Below are 23,727 nucleotides of genomic sequence, written 5' to 3'. Positions count from 1 at the left end.
CTACTGCAAAAGTACCTAAGAATGAATGAAAATTGAAATGAAAGTGAAAATCAAAACATCCTTGTTGATTATTGGCGAAAATGGAAACAAAAGGAATGGTGGGATAGTTCCAAATAATTCAGATTAAAATTCGGCTCCAATCCGTTCTATGCGTTGGATCAATCCAATTCCTTCTTTTCTTTCGACCAAAGCAAAATACTGAAATGCAGTAACGATTAGATTGGTGGCGAAAATGAAGAAGTAAAAGGCAAAAAAAATGGTTTGCATGACAATGGCATAAATGTAAATACCTGAATCAAAGAGGGAAATAAACTGAATGGAAAAAGCAAGGAAAAAACCTGGTAGGCTGATAAGTGAAAAGGAGATGAAAGAAGTAACCATATAAATCGAAAATGTCTGCCACCAATATTCTCGAATCAGATACAAACTGCGGTAGAATCCTCCTATGAACCCACGTCTTTCCACCAAACGAACCATGAAAATGAAAGATAAACTTACACTCATATAAATCAAACTGCAAAAAGCAATTCCTCCCATCAAAAAATGAATTGTTCCGAGCAGGATAGAGCAAAAATACAAGACTATCATGATCACTACCAACATGATGGTTGTAACAGCATACAACCATATATCGTGAAAAACCTTTCTATAAACAGCCCTTACAGTGATTTTGCTGGCATCAGGATATCGAATATAGAGCAAAATATAGGAATACACCACTCCAAAAAAGACCATTACCGAAAGTCCAAATAGAACCAGATATACGAAAATCAAAAAAACAAAATTGGCAGTTCTATCTATACTTTGTAGCAACAAATTATTGGATAAATTACTTGGGAAAATGGCAACAGTAAGTAGTACATTGATTGCCAAAGCAATCAACATAAAAGGCAGAGCAATGAGCATGACCGATTTGAACAAACCTGTAAAGTTTTTTCGCACAAAAACAGCCGAAATGCTGATGACTTCTGTGAAGGTGCGGGCTTTGCGAAACTCTATTTTAGCGTTCATTCGTATTTAACCGTCTTCGTATGCCATAAGTTCTATCATTGACAGGAATTTCGTATTGCGTAGTAGCTTCATGAGGTTTTATCTTCATTTTGCCATTGGTCATGTACTGTTTTTCGAGCGGGCGATAGCGTTCGAGGTCGGAAATGATGCTATCATTTGCCTCTGAGTTTTCAAAAAGATGGTAGGTTTTCCAATAATCTTCATCATAAGTGCGGTAGCGGGGTTGGTAAAAAATGCTTTTACTTTCCATTGCCTCGCTCTCCAAAATCGGCTTAAAGTTATCTGTTTGAATATTATTTACCAACAACTCGGAGTAAAAAAGCAAGTCATAATCCTCTTTTTTTGATTTGTAGGTAACATCGTGGCTCGCATTGATATAACTCAAATACAATTTCCCTTTGTGGTCTTTGTAGGTCATCACTGTTCTGGATTTTTGAGGTAAACCATTCATCTGTTTGCCTCTCAGCCTATTGTGTGCATTGATTTCGGCACGCAAAATGGCGAAATCACGGGTACGCACATAAAAACGTCCATCGTAACTTCCTTTCCGTTTGCTATACATCTCATAACTAATGCAATATACAAAGTCATTGCCATAGTAACTGATACTATCCATTGTCAGCGATTCCAGTTCATATTTTGCACGGTTGATGTATTTTTTCCAATAAGCTACGTTTCGCATCACATTGCCACGCAGTGCATAGTGTAAATCAATATACAACACATAATCTCCCTGATTGTAAATATCACTTACCCTCAACTGATTGATTTTGATGGTTTCTCGTTCTTTGATGTCTTGAAAATTGTAGTTTTCGGCATCGTAAATGCTTACTTCTGATTCTGCAAAAGCAGCATAATGTCCGTTTTCTTTGAAGTATTCTCTATAAAAACCATCCAAAAGATAGGGTTTGTTCACATAATTGATAGAAATGCGCCGAATAGCAAGCTCCATGATTTGTTCGGCAGATAATTCTTGTGGGCGTACAGTGACAGAGCTAAGTAGATATGCTTTGGGACGCATATAAATAATGTGTTCTTTTGGTCGTCTGATGCTCGAAAGGGCAATACTGTATGACGCATGACCAATACAAGAAACTACCAATGAATCTCCAATCGAATACCGTTTATTCAAATGTAATTCGTAAGATCCTTGATTATTAGAGACTGTGCCAATAGCTGTTCCTTTGATTCCTATATTTGCAAAAGGAATCGGCTCGGAAGTTTTGGTATTTAATACCAATCCTGTAATGACCAATTCTTCTTGGGCATAAACAGAAGCGGCCATGAAAAAGAAGAAAAGAAAAAAGAAGATGTATCTCACTGGGTAAAGTTTTAACCTTTTTTAGAGGCAACAATTATACCAATTTTGATGAAAAGTAAACGATAAATAGAGAAATATAAATATTCAAGCCATTTTTCATCAATATGTTATATTTGACAAGGCTTACCAGTTCTCTACTTCAATAGCTGAAAAACCATAGACACTTTGCAGCAAGCTTTTCACCTGCTCTAAATCTGAAACATAAGCCGCCTGTTCACCACTTCCTGCAATGGCATAATTAGGCGCATCGCCTATTGAAGTCAAAATTGTTTGCAGGGTTTCACTTGTCAAAGGCGGATCCCCCGAAGTATTGCGATACCACAACATCTGAGCAAATCCAAGCATTGCAGACCATTCTCTACTCAAGGCTATAATATTTTGATTTGCAGTACCCAATTTATCCATTTCCTGCAAAGTCACATTCACATAATGCACCAAATTGGCAGCAACCAATTGCTCCAAAACTGATTCTAAACTATCGGCTGCTACTTCAAATGTCAAATCTGATTCAACCTTGTTTTTGTTGGTAATCGCCGTTCTGCCCTCCAGCAACAGGGAAAAAATTTGTGCAGTAAAATTCCTGTCTGGCACACTCAAATCTCGCTCAGCAGCCATTTTTGAAAAAGCAAAAGAATACTCCGAAGTCCAATCCAAAAAACCATCTACATTCCCTTCTTCATCCGCAATTTCTTTACCATCAAAACTACTACTTGCCAATTCTGCATCACTGCAAAGCGAATAATTGCGAGCTGCTCCAAAATACCCCATCACCAAATCCCATGCATGTTCTCTGGCAGTATAGTTGGTGTTGCCAACCAATTCACTGCTGCTTGAATTGATTGAAGCGGCTATCTGTTTTACAGCATTGTTGTATAACACTGATCCCAATAGCGTTTTGTTCAGCAATTCCTTCAAGTCCAAGCCATCCTTTTGTGTAAAAACCGCATTTGTGCCAAGTTTGGACAAATCTTGCGAATTAACTGCAATGGTATTCAGCCAATTCACTACCGAATCCGCCGCTCCAAAATCGTTGTTGATGTTGTCTGCCAAGTTTGTACTAGTAGAAATTTCTACAAAGGTATTTTGGAGAGGTAAAAAGCCATTGATAGGAGTCAAAATCGAATTTTGCAGTCCCTTTGTATTGTAATAATCTAGCAATTCATTTACTTCAATGCTTACTGCCTCCGAATTACCCAGTCCTTCAATAATGATATCCAAATCGTTGATTAACAAATGCCTGATGCTGGCCACTTCATAAAAAACAGTGTTGCCTATTCCACCTTCAAATATGACTCCTTCGCTACTTCCTCGCTCAAATTCATATATCATAGGAATCGCAAGACTATAAAGGCAAGAGCCATCATCTTGGTCGGCAGCAGGGTCGTAATTGAGTGCAGTGACATTGGTGCAGCCGTCCTCCTTGACACATGAGTTGAAAAAAAATACCATCAAAATGCCAAACAGTAGAAGCGGTAATAAACTCGAAAATCGATATCTAATCATATGATGAAAAATAAACAAATTTTTATTCAAAGATAAAACAAATTGATATTTTGAAAACGAATTGAATGTGAGAATCAATTTATTGTTTTACTTTTGGTTTTCATTTTAACGAATTCTCAATGCCCTTAATCATCTATAAATCATCGGCAGGTTCAGGTAAAACCTATACCCTTGTTAAAGAATATGTCAGTTTGCTGATTCGTCGCCCCTACGAATTTAGAAATATTTTGGCGATTACCTTCACCAACAAAGCTACCGATGAAATGAAGGGGCGCATCATTCAAGCTCTTTCTTTATTAGCAGACGAAAAATTTGAGGGATTGGCAAAACAATTGGCCAAAGAAAATCCAAAAATCAACCCTTCCGACATTCCTAAAAATGCTCAAATTGCCCTCCAAAACATCCTTCATAGCTATTCCGAATTCAATGTCAGTACGATAGATAGTTTTTTCCAAAGGGTTTTGCGGGTTTTTGCAAAAGAACTGAAACTACCGCTTCGGTATGAAGTCGAAATGGATAGGACTTTTGTATTGGATCAAATCACGGCACACCTCATGCTTGATATTGGTGAAATTGACGGTCTGACCAATTGGCTCGAAGATTTTGCTTTTTCCCAAATTGAAGAAGACAAAGGCTGGAACATTGAGCGAAATATTCGAGAATTGGGAAATGAGATTTTTAAAGAGGAGGTTTGGGAGTTGTTGATGATAGAAGACTTGAAGAATGATAATGAAGAGAATATACAGAATGAAAACGCCAATAAAAATGTAAAAAACTCTAAAAATATTCGAGAGTTGCGCTATAAAAGGTTGAAGAAAATCATCAATCAACTTTGGGAAATCAAAAGGGGTTTTGAGCAAAAATTGCAGGATTGGGGTAAGGAAGCTATGGATATTATTGAAGGATATGGTCTAAAAATGAATGATTTCAAAGCAGGAACTGCCAATTTCTTTGAGAATATCCAAAAAGGAGAGTACAAAAGGGGGGCAACTATAGAAAAGATCTATCAAGGAAATACAGATTTGTGGTCTAACAAAACGGCTGCAAAAAAAGCCATTATTGACCAAGCGGTGAATAGCAGTTTACAGGATATTTTGGTGGAAGCCATTGATTACCATGACAAAAACTTGACGATGTACAATTCGGCAAGTGAGGTATTGAAGAATATTTACGTTTATGGTATTTTGAACGATCTCAAAGATAAACTTAGAGACTATCGGACGGACAACAATATGATGTTGATTTCGGATACCAACAATTTGTTGAATGCTGCTATTTCGGATGATGATACGCCTTTTGTGTTTGAAAAAGCGGGTGTGGTTTTCAAGCATATTTTGATTGATGAATTTCAAGATACCTCTGACTATCAGTGGGCAAATATCAAGCCTTTGGTCATCAACTCACTTTCTGATGGCAATTTTTCGTTGGCAGTCGGTGATATCAAACAGAGTATCTACCGTTGGCGAGGCGGCAATATGAAACTTTTAATGTCGGGTATCAAAGAAGCCTTGGGGGCATTTATTGAAGATAATTCTATTCAGAATCTGTCACATAATTGGCGCAGTCACAAGCATGTAGTAGCGTTTAACAATGCTTTTTTTGCAGCAGCCGTTGAAGTGTTTACCGCTACGATGAGTATTCCCGAAGCACGTCAACTATCTGAAGCTTATGCCACCGTCAAACAGGACATTCAGCACGAAGAAGGAGGTTTGGTCAAAGTAGAATTTTTGCCTTCTGATGGTTGGAAAGAGGAGGCGAATGAGCGCATGTTGGACACCATTGCAGAACTGCAAGAGGAAGGTAAACCATTGAAGAACATTGCTATTTTGGTGCGAACCAACTTGGAGGGCAGCGATATTGCAGAAGTATTAGCGGCGGCAAATATCAAGGTGATTTCTTCGGAGTCTTTGTTGTTGAAAAATTCACCTAAAGTGATGTTGCTAATCAGCATTTTGCGCTATTTGAGCGACCACAGAAACGTGATTGCCAAAACCGAAATTTTGGTGCATTGGTTACAAGTGAAGGGAAAAGCCCACGAAATTGACCACAGTATTTATACAGACCATCAAATCAAAGCTTCGGAAGATGACAAAGAGAAGGAGATGGAAAGTCTTTTTCGGCAATTGCTGCCTCCTCGTTTCCACAAAGATATTGCAGATTTGGTGAAAAAACCGCTGTATGAACTCATCGAGTTACTCATTGAAGTTTTGCACCTCAACGACAAAGCAGATGCCTATATCCAACGTTTTCAGGACTTGGTGTTGGAACACAACAGTACCAAAAGTGCGGATGTGAATCATTTTTTGAATTGGTGGAACGACCATGAGGATAGTGATAAGACTTCGATTATTGTACCGAAAGGCGAGGATGCAATCACCATTATCACCATTCACAAGGCCAAAGGTTTGGAGTTTCCGATTGTGTTGATGCCTTATTGTGATTGGTCTTTGACACCCAAAATGAATTCCATTATCTGGACAGCAAGCGACCAAGCACCTTTTGACGAAATGGGTCCTTTGCCTTTGAAATTCAGCAACAAATTGCAGGATTCTTACTTCAAAGAAGACTATGAAAAAGAGTTGTTACTTACCTACATTGACAACCTCAATGTGCTGTATGTGGCGTTTACCCGACCCGTCGAACGGTTGTATATTTTCACCAAAGAGGTAAAAAGAGGTGGAAGTTTGAGTAGCGTGTATCAATTGTTGTCCATGACTCTGCAAAGTGAAGGTTTTGAATACAATGACCATTTTGACGGTGCTACCAATTCCTTTCTTTTTCCAGATTCTCTCGAAGAAAGTACCGTAGAGATGGATGAAAAGAAAGAAGAAACCAATCAGGTGGATATTTTGACGACTTATCTCTGCAATGATTACCAAGACAAAATCACTATTCGCTCAGATTCTGACCGTTTTTTCTTGCTATTTGACAACGAAAAATCAGATGCCATCAAAATGGGTCAGAAAATCCATAGTGTTTTGGAGAAAATGGTCTTTGCCAATGATTTGGAGAAAGTGATGCGTCAACTGCAAATTCAAGGGATTTTGCAGGCCAACGACTTGTCAACGATTCGAGAACGCATCGGAATGGCTTTTCAAAATAGAAAAGTACAAAGTTGGTTTTCAAACGAATGGGAGGTTTTGGCAGAGCGTCGTTTGCTCCGAAACCGTCAAATTTACATTCCTGACCGTGTGTTGGCGAAAGGCAATGAGGTAATCGTGATTGACTACAAAACGGGACAGATGGAAGCCAAACACAAAAAACAGGTGAACCGCTATGCTCAGATTTTGCAGGGTATGGGTTATCACGTTGTGGAGAAATACTTGTTGTATGTGGGCGATAAAATGGAGATTGTGGTAGTGAATTAAAAGATAGGTTTTTGGCTTATTTTTAGTAATTTTGTGTATTCATCAATCAAAAAAATCTACTATCATGGATAAAAAAGCAAGACAACAAAAATGGTTTGTGTTGAGTGCTTTCGTACTTTTGGCAGCTTTGAGCCGCCTACTTCCTCACCCTCCTAATTTTACCCCTATTGGGAGCATGGCACTTTTTGGAGCAGCCTATTTTTCTCGCAAATATCTGGCTTTTTTAGTGCCTATTTTGGCATTTTGGGTAAGTGATTTGGTGCTGAATAATGTGGTCTATGCCGAATATTTTGAATCTTTTTCGTGGTTTAGTACAGATTTGATGTGGAGTTGTGTGGCAATGGCTTTGATTGTTGTACTTGGTAGATTTTTTCTGAAAAAAGTATCTATAACCACGGTTTTGGGCAGTAGTTTGGTGGCTTCAATAGTATTTTTTGTGTTTTCCAATTTTGGTGTATGGGCTAGTGGCGCAATGTATTCAATGGATTTGGGTGGCTTGATGGCGGCTTTTGCGGCTGGTATTCCTTTCTTTGGCAATACCGTTGTGGGTAATTTGTTTTACTCCGCTGTCTTGTTCGGTGGTTTTGAAGCTTTGAAGTATCAATTACCTTATTTGCAGAAACAAGTTAGTTGATGTGAATATTATTGGATTAGAAGACACGAAAAAAGCGAATGATAGCAAATCATTCGCTTTTTTGTCTTTGATGCCAACGAAAAATTAGTATATATACCTGATAAAATAATGATTTTTAGAATCTCAGCACTGAACAAGATAACAAAAAATTTGTATTTTTACGTAATACTTTATACTATTAGACTTTGGACAAAAGAATCCCATTCAACCTTCGGTTGAGCTAAAAACATAATAATATTTTCTTATATTATCACTTGATTTGTTCAATATTTTGCTTGTAATTTTGTTCATTTTTGAGTTTTTTCTTTGGTTTCTGCTTCGGTTTCTGCTTTAAGACGGTTATTTCTTACGCCCCTTTCCATTTTAGACTCTTGAGGTTTGAAGGGTCGAATATCAAAAGTAGAAAAAAGTCTTTTTGCTCCTTTTCGGGTCATTGCAACTGACTTTCTCTGTTTGTTCTGTTGAGGCTCTTTTTACTTCAGGCAGATATTCTTCCCATGGATTGACACAAACTTCGGTTTCTGTGGATGCAAAGTACAAAAGCCAATAAGTCAGCTGTACTGTCCATAACCAAGCATCCAAAGCCTCTACATTAGATGTTTGGTATTTGTCGGCTAAGAATTGCTGTTTACTGAAACGATTATGAACCTCAATATCATAGCGATGTTTGTAGTCCGTTTGAATTTCGAGTGTGGTGTGCGTTCTGCGATTTTTGCCCCATACACCCACAAACATATCTCGCTTGAATAAACAAGCTCCCGTTTCTTTGTCTATGAATCGAATACACGCCAAATCAAATGGCTTATCCTCCATTTTATAGCTATTTTTACCACGCAAAAGCACATCATTCCAACGATAAATTTGAACGAGGATTTTGCGTCCTTTTGCTAAAGTGGTTTCATATTCTACTTCATCATCAGTAGCTAAATCAAAAATGGGGCGTTGGGCTTTACTAAAATATTGCTTGGTTTTGCGATGCTTAAATTTACGCACACGCTCGGTTTGTAAATAATAAGGCTCATCTTCATAAGTTTTCTTGCGTCCGCCCTTTTTTTGTTCACCACAGTAAGGTTTATACACTTTCATTCCATAGCGCACTCTACTGATTAAAAGCAGATTATCGAACTTCTCAATCAATGGACTAATAAATTCTGGACCGTATAACTCGAATCAGAAGTGTTCGTAACTTTTGTACTTTCGGCAAAAGGTAGATTCTCATCTTCTAAGACATTACACAGTTGCTGAACGACAACACTTATTTTATCGGATTGTAAATCTACTCGTAGATTATCCAAAGGAACGCTCCAAGCAGCAGGATGTTTTTCATCATAAAGATGTAGATTAAGACATGAAATATAATATCCAATGTCATAGGTTTATTACCATAAATGCGTACATTTGGGATATTGACAAATCCTCGTTCTGCCAATGTCCGTGATTCGGGTTTGCGTATTGTTGTAAAATCAGTAGAGAGTTTGTACTCCGATTGATAGGGCATTTTTTTGAAAAATAATTGCCGCAAATCTGATTTTAACGCTAACTTGTCTGCACCGTTAAGTTCTTCGCCAAAATCTTTCATTACTTTTCCAAGTATCGAGTAATGATATTGAAAAAATGGACTCAAACTTAGGGATGTGGGATTAGGGGCATTTACTTCACTGCCCAATGCCATAAGTACATTCACTAAAGCCTTGGCGTGCTTTATGTCTGAATTTAAAATATCATGGCAAAACTCTTTTGTAATAGCTATGTTTTTCACATAATATACTATAGCAATAGTTTTGCCTATTTTTTTTCAAACAATTTCCGTCCAAAGTCTAATTATACTAACACTATTGATCTTCTTAATAGAACAAAAACAAACAATTAAAAATGCTAAATCTTTCTGTAATCTTAGACGACAGTGCAAGAAGGTATGCCAATAAGGAGGCGATTATTTTTGGCGATACCCGTCTTACTTTTGGACAGCTCAATGTAGCGGCTAATCAAGTAGCCAATGGGTTGAAAAACATTGGTATAGAACGTGGTGATAAAGTGGCTTTGAGTTGTTTAAATTTACCGTATTTTCCGATGGTTTATTTTGGCATTCTCAAAACTGGTGCAACGGTTGTGCCTTTGAGTGTGTTATTGAAGCGAGATGAGGTGGCCTATCATTTGCAGGATTCTGATGCCAAGGCCTATTTTTGTTTTGAAGGAAATGCTGCTTTACCGATGGGAACAGAAGGTTTTGCAGGTTTCGAAGAAGTGGCAACTTGCCAACATTTTTTTACCATTACTGCCAACCCTGCCGCTGCTTCGCCTTTTGAAGCAACGAAAACTTTGGGACAGGTGATGTATGGTCAATCGACTACTTTTGAAACCGCAGCAACTTCGGCAGAAGATACGGCGGTAATTATCTATACTTCTGGAACGACTGGACGACCCAAAGGCGCAGAATTGACGCACTCCAATGTGGTGCTGAATACCAATTTGTGCCGCTTACTTTTTGAATACAAACCCGATGATGTGACGATTACCGTTTTGCCGATGTTCCATGTTTTTGGGCAAGTGTGTGTGATGAATGCGAGCCTTTTGCAGGGGATTACCAATGTTTTGTTGGCGAGGTTTGATGCAGGAGATGTGTTGCGAATCATGCAAAAAGAAAATGTTTCGGTGTTTGCAGGTGTACCAACGATGTATTGGGCATTGTTAAATTATGAGGATACGGAGGGTGAAATTGATATGAAGCGACTCAAAGAACGTTTGCGTTTGTGTGCTTCTGGAGGTGCGTCCTTACCAGTGCAGGTGTTGCGGGATTTTGAAGCGAAATTCGAAGTGCCTATTTATGAAGGTTTTGGGATGTCGGAAGGTTCACCAGTTGTTACCTTCAATCAGCCTGGGATGGTGCGTAAACCTGGTTCGATTGGTACGCCTGTTTGGGGTGTAGAGGTGATTATTGCGGACGAAAATGACCAACCTTTGCCTGTGGGCGAACGTGGACAGATTTTGTATCGTGGACACAATGTCATGAAAGGATATTACAAAAAGCCTGAAGCGAATGCTGAAACGTTGAAAGGAGGTTGGCTACATTCGGGTGATGTGGGCGTGATGGATGAAGATGGCTATTTCTACATCGTGGATCGAACCAAAGATATGATTATTCGAGGAGGTTTGAATGTATATCCTCGTGAGGTAGAGGAAGTGATTATCAAACACGAAGCGGTTTCGTTGGTAGCGGTGATTGGTGTACCACACGATAAATATGGCGAGGAAATCAAGGCTTGTGTGGTCTTGAATGAAGGTGCTTCGGTGACGGCTGAGGAACTACAAGAGTTTGCTAAAGCAAATATTGCAGCGTATAAATATCCTCGAATAGTGGAATTTTTGGACACTTTGCCGATGAGTGCAACAGGTAAGATTTTGAAGCGAGAATTGCGAAAATAGTTGGGCTACACGATGTTGTTTTTCAGTGCTTTGATTACTGCCTCGGACTTGGAGTTTACCTGCAATTTTTTGTAGATGTTTTTGATGTGGTATCTTACCGTATCTTGACTCACAGAAAGGATGTCCGCAATCATTTTATAACTTTTGCCTTTGCAGAGTTGGTCGAGTACTTCCTGTTCTCGGGTTGTAAGGTTGTGTGAAGGATTGCGGAAAGCATTGAATGACCCAACAACCATGCGGGCGACATTTGAACTCATAGGCGCACCTCCATTTTGTACCTCTTTGATGGCTTCTAACAAGCGGCTTGGAGGAGTGTTTTTAGTCAGATAGCCACAAGCTCCTGCCTGCAAGGATTGAAAAACTGAATCATCGTCTGAGCGAACGGTTAGCATAATGATGTCAATATCAGGTGCTTTTTCTTTGATGGCTTTTACACATTCTATGCCCGACATTCCTGGCAATACAATGTCCATCAATACAACATTTGGTTTTCGTTCGATGATAGCAGGTAGTGCGGATTCTGCATCGGGATAGGCTCCCAAACACAAGAAATCTTTGGTTGCGTCAATGATGAGCCGCAATCCTTGGCGGATGTCTCGGTTGTCTTCTACAAGGGCTACTGTTATAGGCTGATGATACATAGGGAATAGATGAAAATTGAGAGTAAAAATAGGTTTCTAAAGATACAAAAAATAACCTTGTGAAATGTAAAAACCCTTGCTTCAATGAATGTGAAACAAGGGTTTTCTGCAAAAAATACATTATTTTTAATGTTTTTTAACTACTTAACTTACTGATTCTGGTTCTTTCTCCAAAATCACTTGTTTGAAGTACTCATAAGTTTTAGCAAAACCTTCTTTTCTTCCCACCTTAGGTTCCCAATTGAGAATTGCCTTGGCTTTGGTAATGTCTGGTTTACGTTGCTGCGGATCGTCTTTTGGCAAGGGTGTATAAATTACCTTGCTGTCTGTGTTGGTCAAAGAAATGACTTCCTCGGCCGATTCTTTGATGGTGATTTCTTCGGGATTACCGATATTAACAGGCAGGTGATAATCACTCAACAACAAACGATAAATGCCATCTACCAAATCGCTTACATAGCAGAAAGAGCGTGTTTGAGAACCATCTCCATACACGGTGATGTCTTTGCCTGTGATGGCTTGGTAGAAGAAATTAGGCAATGCCCTTCCGTCGTGCAGCCTCATGCGAGGGCCATAGGTATTGAAGATGCGTACAATGCGGGTTTCGACACCGTGAAAAGTGTGGTATGCCATGGTCATTGCTTCCAAAAAACGTTTGGCTTCGTCGTAAACACCTCTTGGCCCAATCGGATTCACATTTCCCCAATATTCTTCAACTTGAGGATGTACTTCTGGGTCGCCATAAACTTCCGACGTTGAAGCTACCAATATTCTTGCCTTTTTATCCTTCGCTAATCCCAACAAATTGTGTGTACCCAATGAACCCACTTTCATGGTTTGGATAGGCATTTTGAGGTAGTCGACGGGGCTTGCAGGAGAAGCAAAGTGCATGATATAGTCCAATTTGCCCGAAATATGAACAAACTTGGTGATATCATGGTGGTGAAAATGGAACTGCTTCAATGGAAATAAATGCTTGATATTATCAAGATTACCCGTCAAAAGGTTGTCCATTCCAATGACTTCATATCCTTCTGCAATGAATTTATCGCACAGATGAGAGCCTAAAAAACCTGCTGCTCCTGTAATTAATACTCGTTTTTGCATTTCGTTTTTTTTGATGATTTAATAATTTTTAATGCTCTCAACTATTTACTAGGTGCTTGCGAACCTAAAGTTGCACCATTCGCTTCAACCAATTCTCGGCCTATGCTGCAATAAAAATAGCCATTTTGATCCATAACTTCCAGACCATATAAGTTTCTTCCATCAAAAACGACTTTATCTTTTAGAGTGCTGTTCATCTTATTGAAGTCAGGCGTTCTGAAAACCTGCCATTCGGTACAGATGATTAAGGCATCTGCATTTTTAAGAGCTGCATATTGCTCATCCGCAAATTGAACACTATTTGTGTCAATTGCAGGATTTGAATCAACGTATTTTGCCACATTTTCCATTGCTTCAGGGTCAAAAGCAGTTACCGTTGCGCCAGCATTTGTCAAGGCTTCAATCATGTAGAGTGCGGGGGCTTCTCTGATATCATCTGTATCTGGTTTGAAGGCCAATCCCCACATGGCAAAATGTTTGCCTTTCAAATTATTGGAAAAATAATTCTTGATTTTGGGCATCAGACTCAATTTTTGGTCGTCATTAACTGCCAAAACCGAATTGAGAATTCTAAAATCATAGTCGTTTTGATCGGCAGTACGGGCTAGCGCAGATACATCTTTAGGGAAACAACTACCCCCAAAACCAATGCCTGGAAACAAAAATCGCTTTCCAATTCGGTTGTCACTACCCATACCGATACGCACCATATCCACATTTGCGCCCACTTTTTCGCATAAGTTGGCAATTTCATTCATAAAAGTGATGCGAGTAGCCAAATAGGAATTTGCAGCATATTTGGTCATTTCGGCTGAAGCTTCATCCATAAAATAGATGGGATTGCCTTGTCTTACAAAAGGTTCGTACAATGCTTGCATCAATTTTTGAGCACGTGGTGAGCTAGTACCTATGACCACACGATCAGGACGCATAAAATCATCAATTGCCTTACCTTCTCTCAAAAACTCAGGATTGGACACAACATCAAATTCCACCTTAGCATTCGCTTCAATCGCCTTGCGAACCCTTTCTGCAGTCCCAACAGGAACAGTGCTTTTATCAACGATTACCTTATAGTCGGTAATAATGTGACCCAAATCTTCTGCAACACCTAAAATATAGGATAAATCAGCAGAACCATCCTCACCAGGAGGGGTTGGCAACGCTAAAAATATGATCTGAGCAGATTGGATGGCTTCTTCTAAATTGGTCGTAAAATGCAAGCGTCCTTGTTTTACATTACGCTCGAAAATAGGCTCTAATCCAGGCTCATAAATGGTCACTTTACCAGATTGAAGTTTTTTTACTTTGGCTTGGTCTATATCTACACAGGTAACATGGTTGCCCGTTTCTGCAAAGCAAGTACCACTTACTAAACCGACATATCCTGTGCCTACAACTGCAATATTCATTGTTTATTTGTTTGGTATTTAAAAAAAGATAGTTATAAACATATTGTGTGCCAAAATTCGATAAATGAAACGAATGGCACTAAATTTAGACTAAACATTGTAGAAAAGTCTCGCTTATGTAGCTCAGTTGTTCTTCATCCAATTCAGTATGCATAGGTAGCGAAATGACCTGTTGGCAAAGTCGTTCAGTAATCGGTAAATCTCCCACTTTGTAACCATATTGTTGATAGGCTTTTTGAAGGTGAAGTGGAATCGGGTAGTAGATCATCGAAGGAATTCCTCGTTCCTGTAGTGAATCTCTAAGTTTATCTCTATCGCCATCAATGATTAATGTGTATTGATGGAAAACATGAGAAGAATTTGTGGCACGATAAGGTGTTTGTATGCGTGAGTGATTTTTAAAAGCTTGGTCATAAAAATGTGCTGCCTCTTGGCGGGCTGCAATGTAAGAATCCAACTTCTTCAATTTTGCCCGCAAAACAACTGCCTGAAAACTATCCAATCGAGAATTCACCCCAATTTCGTCAGAAGCATATTTTTCACGTTGTCCATGATTGGCTACTACGTGGATTTTTTCGCCCAGCACAGGATTATTGCTAAAAACTGCTCCTGCATCTCCATAAGCTCCTAAGTTCTTTGAAGGATAAAAAGACGTACAGCCAATATGACCCATCGCACCCGTTTTGCGAACTTGTCCATTGCTGAATGTATAATCAGCACCAATTGCCTGTGCATTGTCTTCTACCACTGCTAAATTATAGCGTTTTGCAATCGCCATGATTGGTTCCATATCTGCACTCTGACCGTAGAGGTGAACAGGAATGATACACTTGGTTTTTGGAGTAATAGCCGCTTCAATTTTATTCACATCTATGTTAAAAGTGCGGGCATCAATTTCTACAAAAACAGGTTTCAGCCCCAAAACAGCAATTACCTCAGCCGTTGCCACAAAAGTGAAGGCCGTTGTAATTACTTCGTCACCTGGATTCAAATCCAATGCCATCAGCGCAATTTGGAGTGCATCCGTTCCGTTGCCACAAGCAGTCAGATGACTCAGCCCCAGATAATCTGCCAACTCACTGCTAAATGCCTTTACCGCAGGGCCATTGATGAACCAGCAACTTTGGAAAACTTCCTCAAAACCTGCTTGCACTTCTTCTTTGATGTCTAAGTATTGACCATAGAGATCAACCATATTTATTTTTTGGGTATCAACCATTTGCTATCTATTGATTTAATAATTATTGAGTTTTGGTACAAAAAACACTGCAAAGATAACCAATATTTTGACGGTTAAGCATTTTGTTTATGAACAAATCGAAACGAAATGTCTCCTAAAATCATTTTTTGAAGCACTTCAATGATAAATCTGTATTTTGGCAAATCAAAATGTACTATCAAACCAATCTATTCGGTTTTTCGTAATTTTAACTTCTGATATAGAATGTGATGGATTGGAAATTTGAAACCATGTTTAAATAAATTAATGTATATATGTGTTTTGTAGTCAGCAAAAAGAATAAGAACGTAAAAGGAACGATACAACTCGATGGCTCTAAGAGTATTAGTAATCGAATTTTGATAATCAGGGCTTTGTGTGGCGAAAACTTTGAGGTAGAAAACCTATCTAGCTCTGATGATACCGAAGCAATGATAAAGGCATTGGTGCAGGCTCAAGGATCTTCTGCAATTATTGATGTTGGAGCTGCTGGCACAACCATGCGATTCCTTACAGCTTATTTGTCTAACAAATTAGGAGAGTGGGTATTGACAGGTTCTGACCGTATGAAACAACGACCAATTGGAGTTTTGGTCAATGCCTTACGCACTTTGGGAGCAGACATTGAGTACATGGAAACGGAAGGTTATCCGCCATTGAAGGTGAAAGGGAAAAAAATGGAAGGAGGAACGGTAGAAATACAAGCGGGAGTCAGTAGTCAATATTTGTCTGCTTTGTTGATGATTGCGCCAGTACTTCAAAGAGGATTGAGGCTGCAATTGATTGGAGATTTGGTATCAAAGCCCTATTTGATGATGACACTCAATATAATGAATTACTTTGAAATAAAAAGTGAATGGATGGATGAGCAAACTATTTTTGTCGGTTCACAAACCTATCAAGCCAAGCCTTTTTATGTAGAATCTGATTGGAGCGCAGCATCATATCATTATGCTTTGGCGGCTTTTGGGGAAGAAGTGGACTTGTCTTTGACGGGTTTGTTGAAGGACAGTTTGCAGGGAGATAGTGTTTTGCCTGAAATCATGCAAACCTTTGGAGTCCAAACAGTTTATGGGGATAAGGTAGTACATTTATCCAAAAATGGAACGGCTGCAAAAACCTTTGCTTACAATTTTGTGGAATGTCCAGACATTGCCCAAACACTGGCGGTCGTTTGTGCAGGATTGAAGGTGGAAGGAGATTTTAATGGTTTGGTGACTTTGAGTATCAAAGAAACAGATAGAACCGCAGCCTTACAGGAAGAATTGGCAAAATTTGGCGTTTCTTTCAAAGAAAAAGGGGAAGATTTGTGGTGTATTTCCTTTCCAAATAACCTTGCAAATAATACATCAAGTGTGGAGGATTTAATTGAAGTGAAAACCTATCACGATCATAGAATGGCTATGGCTTTTGCTCCTTTGGCAATGGTAAGACCAGCTTTTGCAGTAGAAAATCCAATGGTGGTCACTAAATCTTACCCTACTTTTTGGGAGGATTTGAGGGAATTAGGTTTTCTTTTTTGATAATTTATTTGCTATTCAGCTAAATATTTGCTAATATGCGACATAATGTTCTACCAATATTTAATTTTTTTAGGAAGAATTAGTATGTTTGGGCGTTAGAATACCAATTTACAAAGACAAAAAATAGGTGAGATATTTAGTAATTAATAGATTAAATGCAATTTACTGATAGGTTTTAATGTTGCCTTTTCTGTTAAATGGCTATATCTCTCTTATTCGATCATGATAACCCGATTTAAGAAAGTAAACCAAAATAAAAACTGTGAGAACGAAAGTATTCGTAAGTTATAGAAAAGAAGACGAGAAGTATTTCAGAAAAATTAGAAAATGGGCAATTAACCAAGATTTCGGTGAATTCGATATTTTCATGACTTCTTCTTTCGATAAAGGGATGCGTACCCGTACTGGGAAGCTTATTAAAGGGCGGTTGGAACAAAAAATCCATGAAGCTAAGTTCATAGTTGTCATTGTAGGTGATGAGAATGAATCACACCCTTGGAGGAAAATGGACGAAATGGCAGTCCAGAAAAACAAAAAACGATTCTATATGAGAATCCCTTACACTAGTGATGGCCTCCCCCCAGAATTTGAAGAATTTCAACAGTTGGCATACAACCCTAATGCAATTGAAAAATTGATGCGTGATTGGGTTACATTGTACGGAGAAGATGAACCCATTATACCTTATGTGCCCAAATACAAGCCACGTCACAGCCGTTCTGATAGCAATGGTGGCGGCTACCGTCCTCGAAATGACAACTACCGATCTCGAAATGATGGCTATACTCCTCGCTATAATCGTGACAATAGAGATAATAGCGACAATCGTAATCGTGACTACAATAGTGATCGAAATAGGAGCTATGACAAACCTTACGACAACAATAGAGGATATGACCGAGATCGACCATCTTACAACAGACCTTACAACAATGATAGGAGTTATAACAATAGAGACCAAGATCGTCCGTCTGACAGACCTTATGAAAAGAAAAAATATTATAAACGAAGTGATCGAAATAGCTCTTCAGACAAGCCTCAAGACAATACATATAGAGATACCGAAAACAACAATTCGGATGATTAATAGTAACCAATAAACGTTGAAGTTTGTTATATTGAATAAATACAAAATTCAAGCTCTTATATCAAGACGCTTGAATTTTGTATTTTATATACCTACCTACCGTCAACTTCTCTTTCATAAGGTAGTGCAGATTCGATAATATAAGCAGTTTTAGTGGAGGGTAAATGAGTTAAAATCCGAAATTTTGGACGCTTCAAAAAAAAGTGCCTGCTAATTGTTTAGTGAAATCGGCATATTCTCCTAATTTTGCACTCCATTTGATTAAAATAACTTCAAGCACTTTGCGTTTCTTACACAAATAAAGCAGTGAATTTTATGAATAATATTTTCTATATCCGTCAAATGTCATTTTTGGCGATGTTTATAATGTTAATAGGATTGGCTTATGCCTGCAATGATGGCAAAGCAAACTCCCAAAAGCAAGAAGTCAAATCTGCACCCACCACTGCATTTGAACCAGATTCGGATACCTTCAATGTATTGCTACTGCCTTTTCATCCCGACAAAGACTGCAAAGCAGCAAATACGGAAATGGAATCTCAGTTGATGGAATTCATTGAAACCTCACAATGGGCACAGGCCATGAAAGTGAATGTTCAAATGCTTGAAGGTCAGCCCTGTCCCTATCAACCTCAAATCGCTAAGAAACTGGGTAAAGAACAAAATGCAGATGTAGTCATCTGGGGTTTTTACAATGCCAAAAAGCAAAAACCTGAAATACTATATACTTGGATCAACGATGTTATTTCAGGACATACAGGTTTACCACAATTGGCCGACCTTCGCAATGGCTTTTATTTAAAAGACGATGTAGGGTATATCGGAAACTGGATGATAGGCGTAGCAGCTTGTAAAGCGAATAGATGGGCAGAAGCATTGTTGCATTTTCAACACATTTCTACCGATAAATGTGATGTAGCAGTTACTCCAATGATTGGACATTGCTTCTACGCACTGCAGAAAGAACCACAAGTAGATTCCATTATGCAAGTAGTCGTAGATTGTGTGCCAGAATATGTAGCATTGGCAATGAGAGGTTGGAGGTTTTATATCAGCAGAAAGTACCAAGAAGCATTGGACGATTATACGGCTGCTTTAAAAATCAATAATAGATACAAAGCCGCCTACGAACACAGAGGAAGTTTATTGTTTGAAAACAAAAAATTTAAGGAAGCGGCACAAGACTTCTCACAAGCCATCGCTTTGGGGTCGGACGAAGAAAGTGTATTTGCTACCCGTGGTATTGCCTACCACAATAGTGGGGATAGAGAACGAGCCATTGAAGACTATACCAGAGTTTTGGAATTAAACCCTAAAAATTCAAAGGCAAATTTTGACAGAGCCAATGCTCACTATACTTTAGGAGAATACGATAAAGCTATCATAGATTATACTGCTGGAATTAGCAAAGAGCCTACAACCAAAAGGGCATATCTCAATAGAGGAATCACCTACGTAGAAATAGACAACTACGAGGCTGCCATTGCAGACTTTACACACGTCTTAAAAGAAGAACCAGAAAATGTGACTGCTCTGACTTACCGTGGTGCAGCGTATAGTTTTCATGGGAAATTAGAAGATGCAGGACCTGATTTTGTGAAGGCATTGATATTAGATCCAACTAACAAAATGGCATTAAGCGGAAGAGAATATTTGGAGAAAGTAAAACAAATGAAAGATAATACCGAAGCAAAAGAAAAGTTGATTCGAGAGGCCAAAACAGAAACCATTATTGCACCTGAACCTACAAAAGATGGGTCTATTAAATTTGACCTAAGTAAGGAAGTACAAGGAGGAAGCAAATAGGAGTTATACGGAAAAATTAAATGAGAGCATACAATAAAATTATATGGGGTTTAATTCTTATATTTCTCTGCAATGGTGTTTTTGCACAGTTTGGAGACATCTATAATCCGAGGCGAAATAATAAAAAGCAGTACAACCGCTATGACATTGAGGAACTTTTGAAGTCAGCAGAAGACGGCGGGTTTGGAGATAAGGATACTACAGAGATGAAAAACAAACTCTTAACGACTCCCGAAGAACTCCGAAAACTGGGAGTAGAGGAGGATATGATTAAAGAGTTGATCAAACTGAATACACAAGGCGATAGCGTAAGTGTGGCCAAATATGAGGCAGAGAGGAAGTTGAAAGAAGAAGACTTGGGAGAAGCAGTCGATAGTTTTAGCTACGATGAAGTCATACAGTTGATTGAAATCAGAAAGCGGCAAATACTCGAAAAAGCCTTGAAACTCCCTGAACCAACTATTTATGGTCACGAATTTTTTCGCCGAACCGTATTAGCTCCATTTGGTGAACTGCGTGAAATGCGCCCTCCTCCCAACTATCAACTCGACAAAGGCGATGAAATAACTATCATCATGTGGGGTATGAAAGACTTCAATAAGGTCTATGTGATTGACGATTTGGGGGCAATAGAACCGAAATTGGTGGGGCGTATCAATTTGAAGGGTATTACTTATCAGAAAGCAGTAGAGATTATCAAAGACCGATTTGCTCAAACCTATGATTTTGATAGAGAAAAAATTGAAGTAGCTGTTTCTTATTCCAGAGTTATTTCCGTCAATTTTGTGGGCAATCTTTTCAATCCAGGAGCGTATCGATTTCCAGCCCAAACTTCTGCTATTGATGCTTTGGTGATGATAGATGGCCCCAATGCCATTGGATCGATGCGAGAAATTTACATCGAGCGTAATGGGCAGCGCATCCAATCGCTTGATGTTTACAATTTTTTGAACAAACCAGATAGCCGTCAAAACTTTTTCTTGCAGGAAAACGACTATGTGATTGTCCCCTCATTGCGAAATCTGGTGAACATTTCGGGGAAGATTCGCAGACCGCACAACTACGAAATGAAAAAAGGAGAGGGGCTTCGAGATGCGATTGAATTTGCAGGAGGACTTGATGCAGGTGCTTTTACCAAAACCATCAGCATCAAACGTTACTACAAAAATCAAGAGATATTGTTGGATGTCAATTTGGATAGTTTGGTGGCTATCAACAAGGATATTCCTTTGGTGAACGGCGACAGTATTTTTGTCTATGGTATTCCCAAAGAACTGCGAAACTATGTAGAAGTAGTCGGTGCAGTGCGGGTTCCTGGACGCTACGAACTGCGAAAAAACGAAAGAATCAGCGATGTTTTGATGCGAGCCGAAGGAATACTGGACGATGCAGACAGGTCGAGAGCCTACGTCATGCGCTTGAAAAAAGACCTCACCAAACAAATCATACCCTTTGATGTAGAAGATGTTTTGCTAACCGAACAAGCGGCTGACAACATTCTACTGCAAAATTTGGATACCATACAGGTCATTTCCCGTCAAGATTTCCGACAAGACTTCAAAGTAACAGTTTTAGGAGCTGTCCGAAAAACAGGAGATTATTCGTATGCCGAAGGGCTGACTCTGAACGATATCCTTTACCTTTCGGGAGGATTGCGAAAAGAAGCTGCAAACGAACGCATTGAAGTGTCTCGATTGATTAGTTTTTCGGATGAAAATACTGGAAAAAAAGGTTCACAAAGAGTAGTGGTCAAACGCATAGATATTGGGGCTGATTTGACTTTCGATGAAACTGAAGATTTTGAATTGAAGCCCTATGACCAAGTTTTTGTGCGATTTCAGCCTGATTTTGAGCCACAAGCTACTGTCAAACTTTATGGCGAGGTGATGTACCCGGGAGAATATGCGCTTTTGAGCAAAGAAGAACGCATAGTCAATATAGTGGAACGGGCGGGCGGATTCACCAATTTTGCTTTTCAAGAAGGAGCACGAATGTATCGGGTATATGATAGTACAGGTGTAGTCTTATTGGATCTCGAAAAAGCATTTAAGAAACCGAACAAATCGCAGTTTAACTATATCTTGGCTGAAGGGGATTCCATTTTTATTCCCGAAACGAAAAACATTGTCACTATGATGGGGGCAGCAGGGTTTTCGGATGTCGATACCATTCCAAGATTAAGCGTACCTTATGACGGTCCGAAACGTGCAGACTATTACCTCCGAAGATATGGTGCTGGTTTTGGAAGGTATGCCAAAAAATCACGAACATTCGTCAGAGAACCCAATGGACAAACCAAAAAGACATTGAATTTGGGTTTGGTAAAACTGTATCCAAAGGTAGAAAATGGTGGCATTGTGTATGTGGATGTGACGGACAGAAAACGGCGTGAAAAAATTAGAGAAGAACGAAAAGAAGGACTTAGTTGGAACGAAGCCTTCGATAGTTTTGCTGCAAAACTAGCAACGGTCGCAACAGTATTGCTGCTGTTTTTGCAGGTTAAATAATTTAGGATAGTCAATATTTTTGGTTTTATAAAACTTCAACATATCAAAACTTTAACACCTCAACAGAATAAAACAATAAAAAATGAGCGAATCAGCCAATAGTCAAATCCGAACGATGATACTTATTCTCAAAGAATATTTTTGGGAATTGATTCGGAAGTGGTATTGGTTTGTGATAATAGGATTATTATTTGTCGGCGTATCGCTTTACAGAATTGGGCGACAGCCCATTACATATACTGGGCAGCTCAGTTTTATGACCAACAATGATTCAGGAGGAGGAGTAAGCAGACTGCTTCAATTTGCAGGGCAGTTTGGTTTGGGCAACAATCAACCTGTGGCATCTGAGCGATTGGTAGAATTATTGAAGTCAAAACGTATGATTTACAATGCGTTGATGAAAGAAGTTGAAATCGAAGGTACAAAGCAATTGCTCTTCAATCATTACATAGAGTTGTTTGAATTGAGAAAGGATTGGAAAGGCAAAGAAGGGTTAAACGATTTTAAATTTACGCCAAAACACATTGAAGACTTCACTTTTATAGAAAACTCGGTGGCCCAAAGTATTTATAATCAGATTATTTTTGGATACCTTAATGCTAATCCAGGGAAAAACGGCATAACCACGATTAGTTGTGAGGCTACCTCGGAAGCATTTTGTATAGAATTTTTGGTGGAGTTGATTGAGACCCTCAGTGATTATTATCAGAAGAAAGCAGTTGAACAACAACGCAATACCTACGAACTCATCAAAGGCACGGCAGACTCTATACAGACAGTCTTAAGAGGGGCAGAGTATTCTCTTACAAAATGGTATGAAGACAACCGTAAACCCTTGGCAGCGGGAACTTTATCAGCTGAAAAAGCAATGGAAAAAGAACGGTTGGAGCGCAAAGTTGAAATGTCCTATGAAGTTTTATTGACCGATTTAAAGAGCTTAGAAATTGCACGATTGGACCTTAACAGCAACAAACCTATGCTGCAAGTAGTGGACTATCCAACGTATCCGCTTCAAAAAAATCTGCCCAACAAGCTCATGAAATTAATCGTATCAGTTTTTTTGTCCATAATATTGACCAGCATTTTAATTATTGCTTACAAGATTGTTAAAGATGCTTTTGCAGAAGAAAAAAACAAGGTAAGTATTTGATAGTCAAAACAAAAT

At 38.9% G+C, this 23,727-nt stretch carries 17 protein-coding genes; 8 read left to right on the top strand and 9 right to left on the bottom strand.

Annotation, left to right across the window (positions count from 1 at the left end; all coding sequences use genetic code 11):
* Positions 1–123 precede the first annotated feature (123 nt).
* The 3 genes from R3E32_06835 to R3E32_06825 all read right to left on the bottom strand — a co-directional run bounded on the left by R3E32_06835 (position 124) and on the right by R3E32_06825 (position 3,835).
* On the bottom strand, positions 124–1,011 hold the full coding sequence (locus R3E32_06835; protein ID MEZ4884441.1) for a hypothetical protein: 888 nt from the start codon (positions 1,009–1,011) through the stop codon (positions 124–126).
* Positions 1,001–2,332 carry a carboxypeptidase-like regulatory domain-containing protein gene (locus R3E32_06830; protein ID MEZ4884440.1) on the bottom strand — a complete coding sequence of 444 codons (1,332 nt, stop codon included), beginning with the start codon at positions 2,330–2,332 and terminating at the stop codon, positions 1,001–1,003. Before R3E32_06830 ends, R3E32_06835 begins: the two co-directional genes overlap by 11 nt.
* 123 nt (positions 2,333–2,455) lie before the next feature.
* The gene (locus tag R3E32_06825; protein ID MEZ4884439.1) at positions 2,456–3,835 is read right to left on the bottom strand and encodes a DUF4856 domain-containing protein; all 1,380 of its coding nucleotides are present in this window, start codon (positions 3,833–3,835) and stop codon (positions 2,456–2,458) included.
* Positions 3,836–3,954: 119 nt separating this feature from the next.
* Here R3E32_06825 and R3E32_06820 point away from each other — a divergent pair, with 119 nt between their 5' ends.
* Together R3E32_06820 and R3E32_06815 are read left to right on the top strand one after the other, a co-directional pair.
* Positions 3,955–7,203 (top strand): UvrD-helicase domain-containing protein, encoded by a 3,249-nt coding sequence (locus tag R3E32_06820; GenBank protein ID MEZ4884438.1) that lies wholly within the window; start codon positions 3,955–3,957, stop codon positions 7,201–7,203.
* Positions 7,204–7,267: 64 nt separating this feature from the next.
* Positions 7,268–7,837, top strand: coding sequence for a DUF6580 family putative transport protein (locus tag R3E32_06815; GenBank protein ID MEZ4884437.1), 570 nt, complete (start codon positions 7,268–7,270; stop codon positions 7,835–7,837).
* Between the two features lie 393 nt (positions 7,838–8,230).
* On the opposite strand, the gene R3E32_06810 is transcribed toward R3E32_06815, so the two are convergent.
* Both R3E32_06810 and R3E32_06805 read right to left on the bottom strand, forming a co-directional pair.
* Complete coding sequence (locus R3E32_06810; protein MEZ4884436.1) at positions 8,231–8,923, bottom strand: hypothetical protein; 693 nt, start codon at positions 8,921–8,923, stop codon at positions 8,231–8,233.
* Positions 8,924–9,113: 190 nt separating this feature from the next.
* Positions 9,114–9,521, bottom strand: coding sequence for a hypothetical protein (locus R3E32_06805; protein ID MEZ4884435.1), 408 nt, complete (start codon positions 9,519–9,521; stop codon positions 9,114–9,116).
* A gap of 188 nt (positions 9,522–9,709) precedes the next feature.
* Between R3E32_06805 and R3E32_06800 the strand changes: the two genes are divergently transcribed.
* Positions 9,710–11,260 carry a long-chain fatty acid--CoA ligase gene (locus R3E32_06800; protein ID MEZ4884434.1) on the top strand — a complete coding sequence of 517 codons (1,551 nt, stop codon included), beginning with the start codon at positions 9,710–9,712 and terminating at the stop codon, positions 11,258–11,260.
* 5 nt (positions 11,261–11,265) lie between these two features.
* Here R3E32_06800 and R3E32_06795 read toward each other — a convergent pair whose 3' ends face one another.
* The 4 genes from R3E32_06795 to R3E32_06780 all read right to left on the bottom strand — a co-directional run bounded on the left by R3E32_06795 (position 11,266) and on the right by R3E32_06780 (position 15,615).
* Positions 11,266–11,901, bottom strand: coding sequence for a response regulator transcription factor (locus R3E32_06795; protein MEZ4884433.1), 636 nt, complete (start codon positions 11,899–11,901; stop codon positions 11,266–11,268).
* A gap of 144 nt (positions 11,902–12,045) precedes the next feature.
* Positions 12,046–13,008 (bottom strand): UDP-glucuronic acid decarboxylase family protein, encoded by a 963-nt coding sequence (locus tag R3E32_06790; GenBank protein ID MEZ4884432.1) that lies wholly within the window; start codon positions 13,006–13,008, stop codon positions 12,046–12,048.
* A 41-nt stretch (positions 13,009–13,049) separates the two neighbouring features.
* Complete coding sequence (locus R3E32_06785) at positions 13,050–14,420, bottom strand: UDP-glucose/GDP-mannose dehydrogenase family protein (protein ID MEZ4884431.1); 1,371 nt, start codon at positions 14,418–14,420, stop codon at positions 13,050–13,052.
* A gap of 85 nt (positions 14,421–14,505) precedes the next feature.
* Positions 14,506–15,615: a DegT/DnrJ/EryC1/StrS family aminotransferase gene (locus R3E32_06780; GenBank protein MEZ4884430.1), complete on the bottom strand. Its 1,110-nt coding sequence runs from the start codon at positions 15,613–15,615 to the stop codon at positions 14,506–14,508.
* A gap of 299 nt (positions 15,616–15,914) precedes the next feature.
* On the opposite strand from R3E32_06780, the gene aroA reads away from it, so the two are divergent.
* The 5 genes from aroA (at position 15,915) to R3E32_06755 (ending at position 23,712) form a co-directional block, all read left to right on the top strand.
* The gene (gene aroA, locus R3E32_06775) at positions 15,915–17,162 is read left to right on the top strand and encodes a 3-phosphoshikimate 1-carboxyvinyltransferase (GenBank protein ID MEZ4884429.1); all 1,248 of its coding nucleotides are present in this window, start codon (positions 15,915–15,917) and stop codon (positions 17,160–17,162) included.
* Positions 17,163–17,424: 262 nt separating this feature from the next.
* Positions 17,425–18,249 carry a TIR domain-containing protein gene (locus R3E32_06770; protein MEZ4884428.1) on the top strand — a complete coding sequence of 275 codons (825 nt, stop codon included), beginning with the start codon at positions 17,425–17,427 and terminating at the stop codon, positions 18,247–18,249.
* 315 nt (positions 18,250–18,564) lie between these two features.
* A complete protein-coding gene (locus R3E32_06765; protein ID MEZ4884427.1) occupies positions 18,565–20,055 on the top strand; it encodes a tetratricopeptide repeat protein in 1,491 nt (496 codons plus the stop codon).
* Positions 20,056–20,075: 20 nt separating this feature from the next.
* Entirely contained in the window at positions 20,076–22,562 is a 2,487-nt protein-coding gene (locus R3E32_06760; protein ID MEZ4884426.1) for an SLBB domain-containing protein, read from the top strand.
* Between the two features lie 82 nt (positions 22,563–22,644).
* Positions 22,645–23,712 carry a hypothetical protein gene (locus R3E32_06755; protein MEZ4884425.1) on the top strand — a complete coding sequence of 356 codons (1,068 nt, stop codon included), beginning with the start codon at positions 22,645–22,647 and terminating at the stop codon, positions 23,710–23,712.
* Positions 23,713–23,727: the final 15 nt, after the last annotated feature.

Source organism: Chitinophagales bacterium (genome assembly GCA_041392475.1).
In the GTDB taxonomy this organism is placed as follows: domain Bacteria; phylum Bacteroidota; class Bacteroidia; order Chitinophagales; family UBA2359; genus JAUHXA01.
Note: the sequence above shows the minus strand (reverse complement) of the source record. Positions and strands in the feature narration are given on the sequence as shown.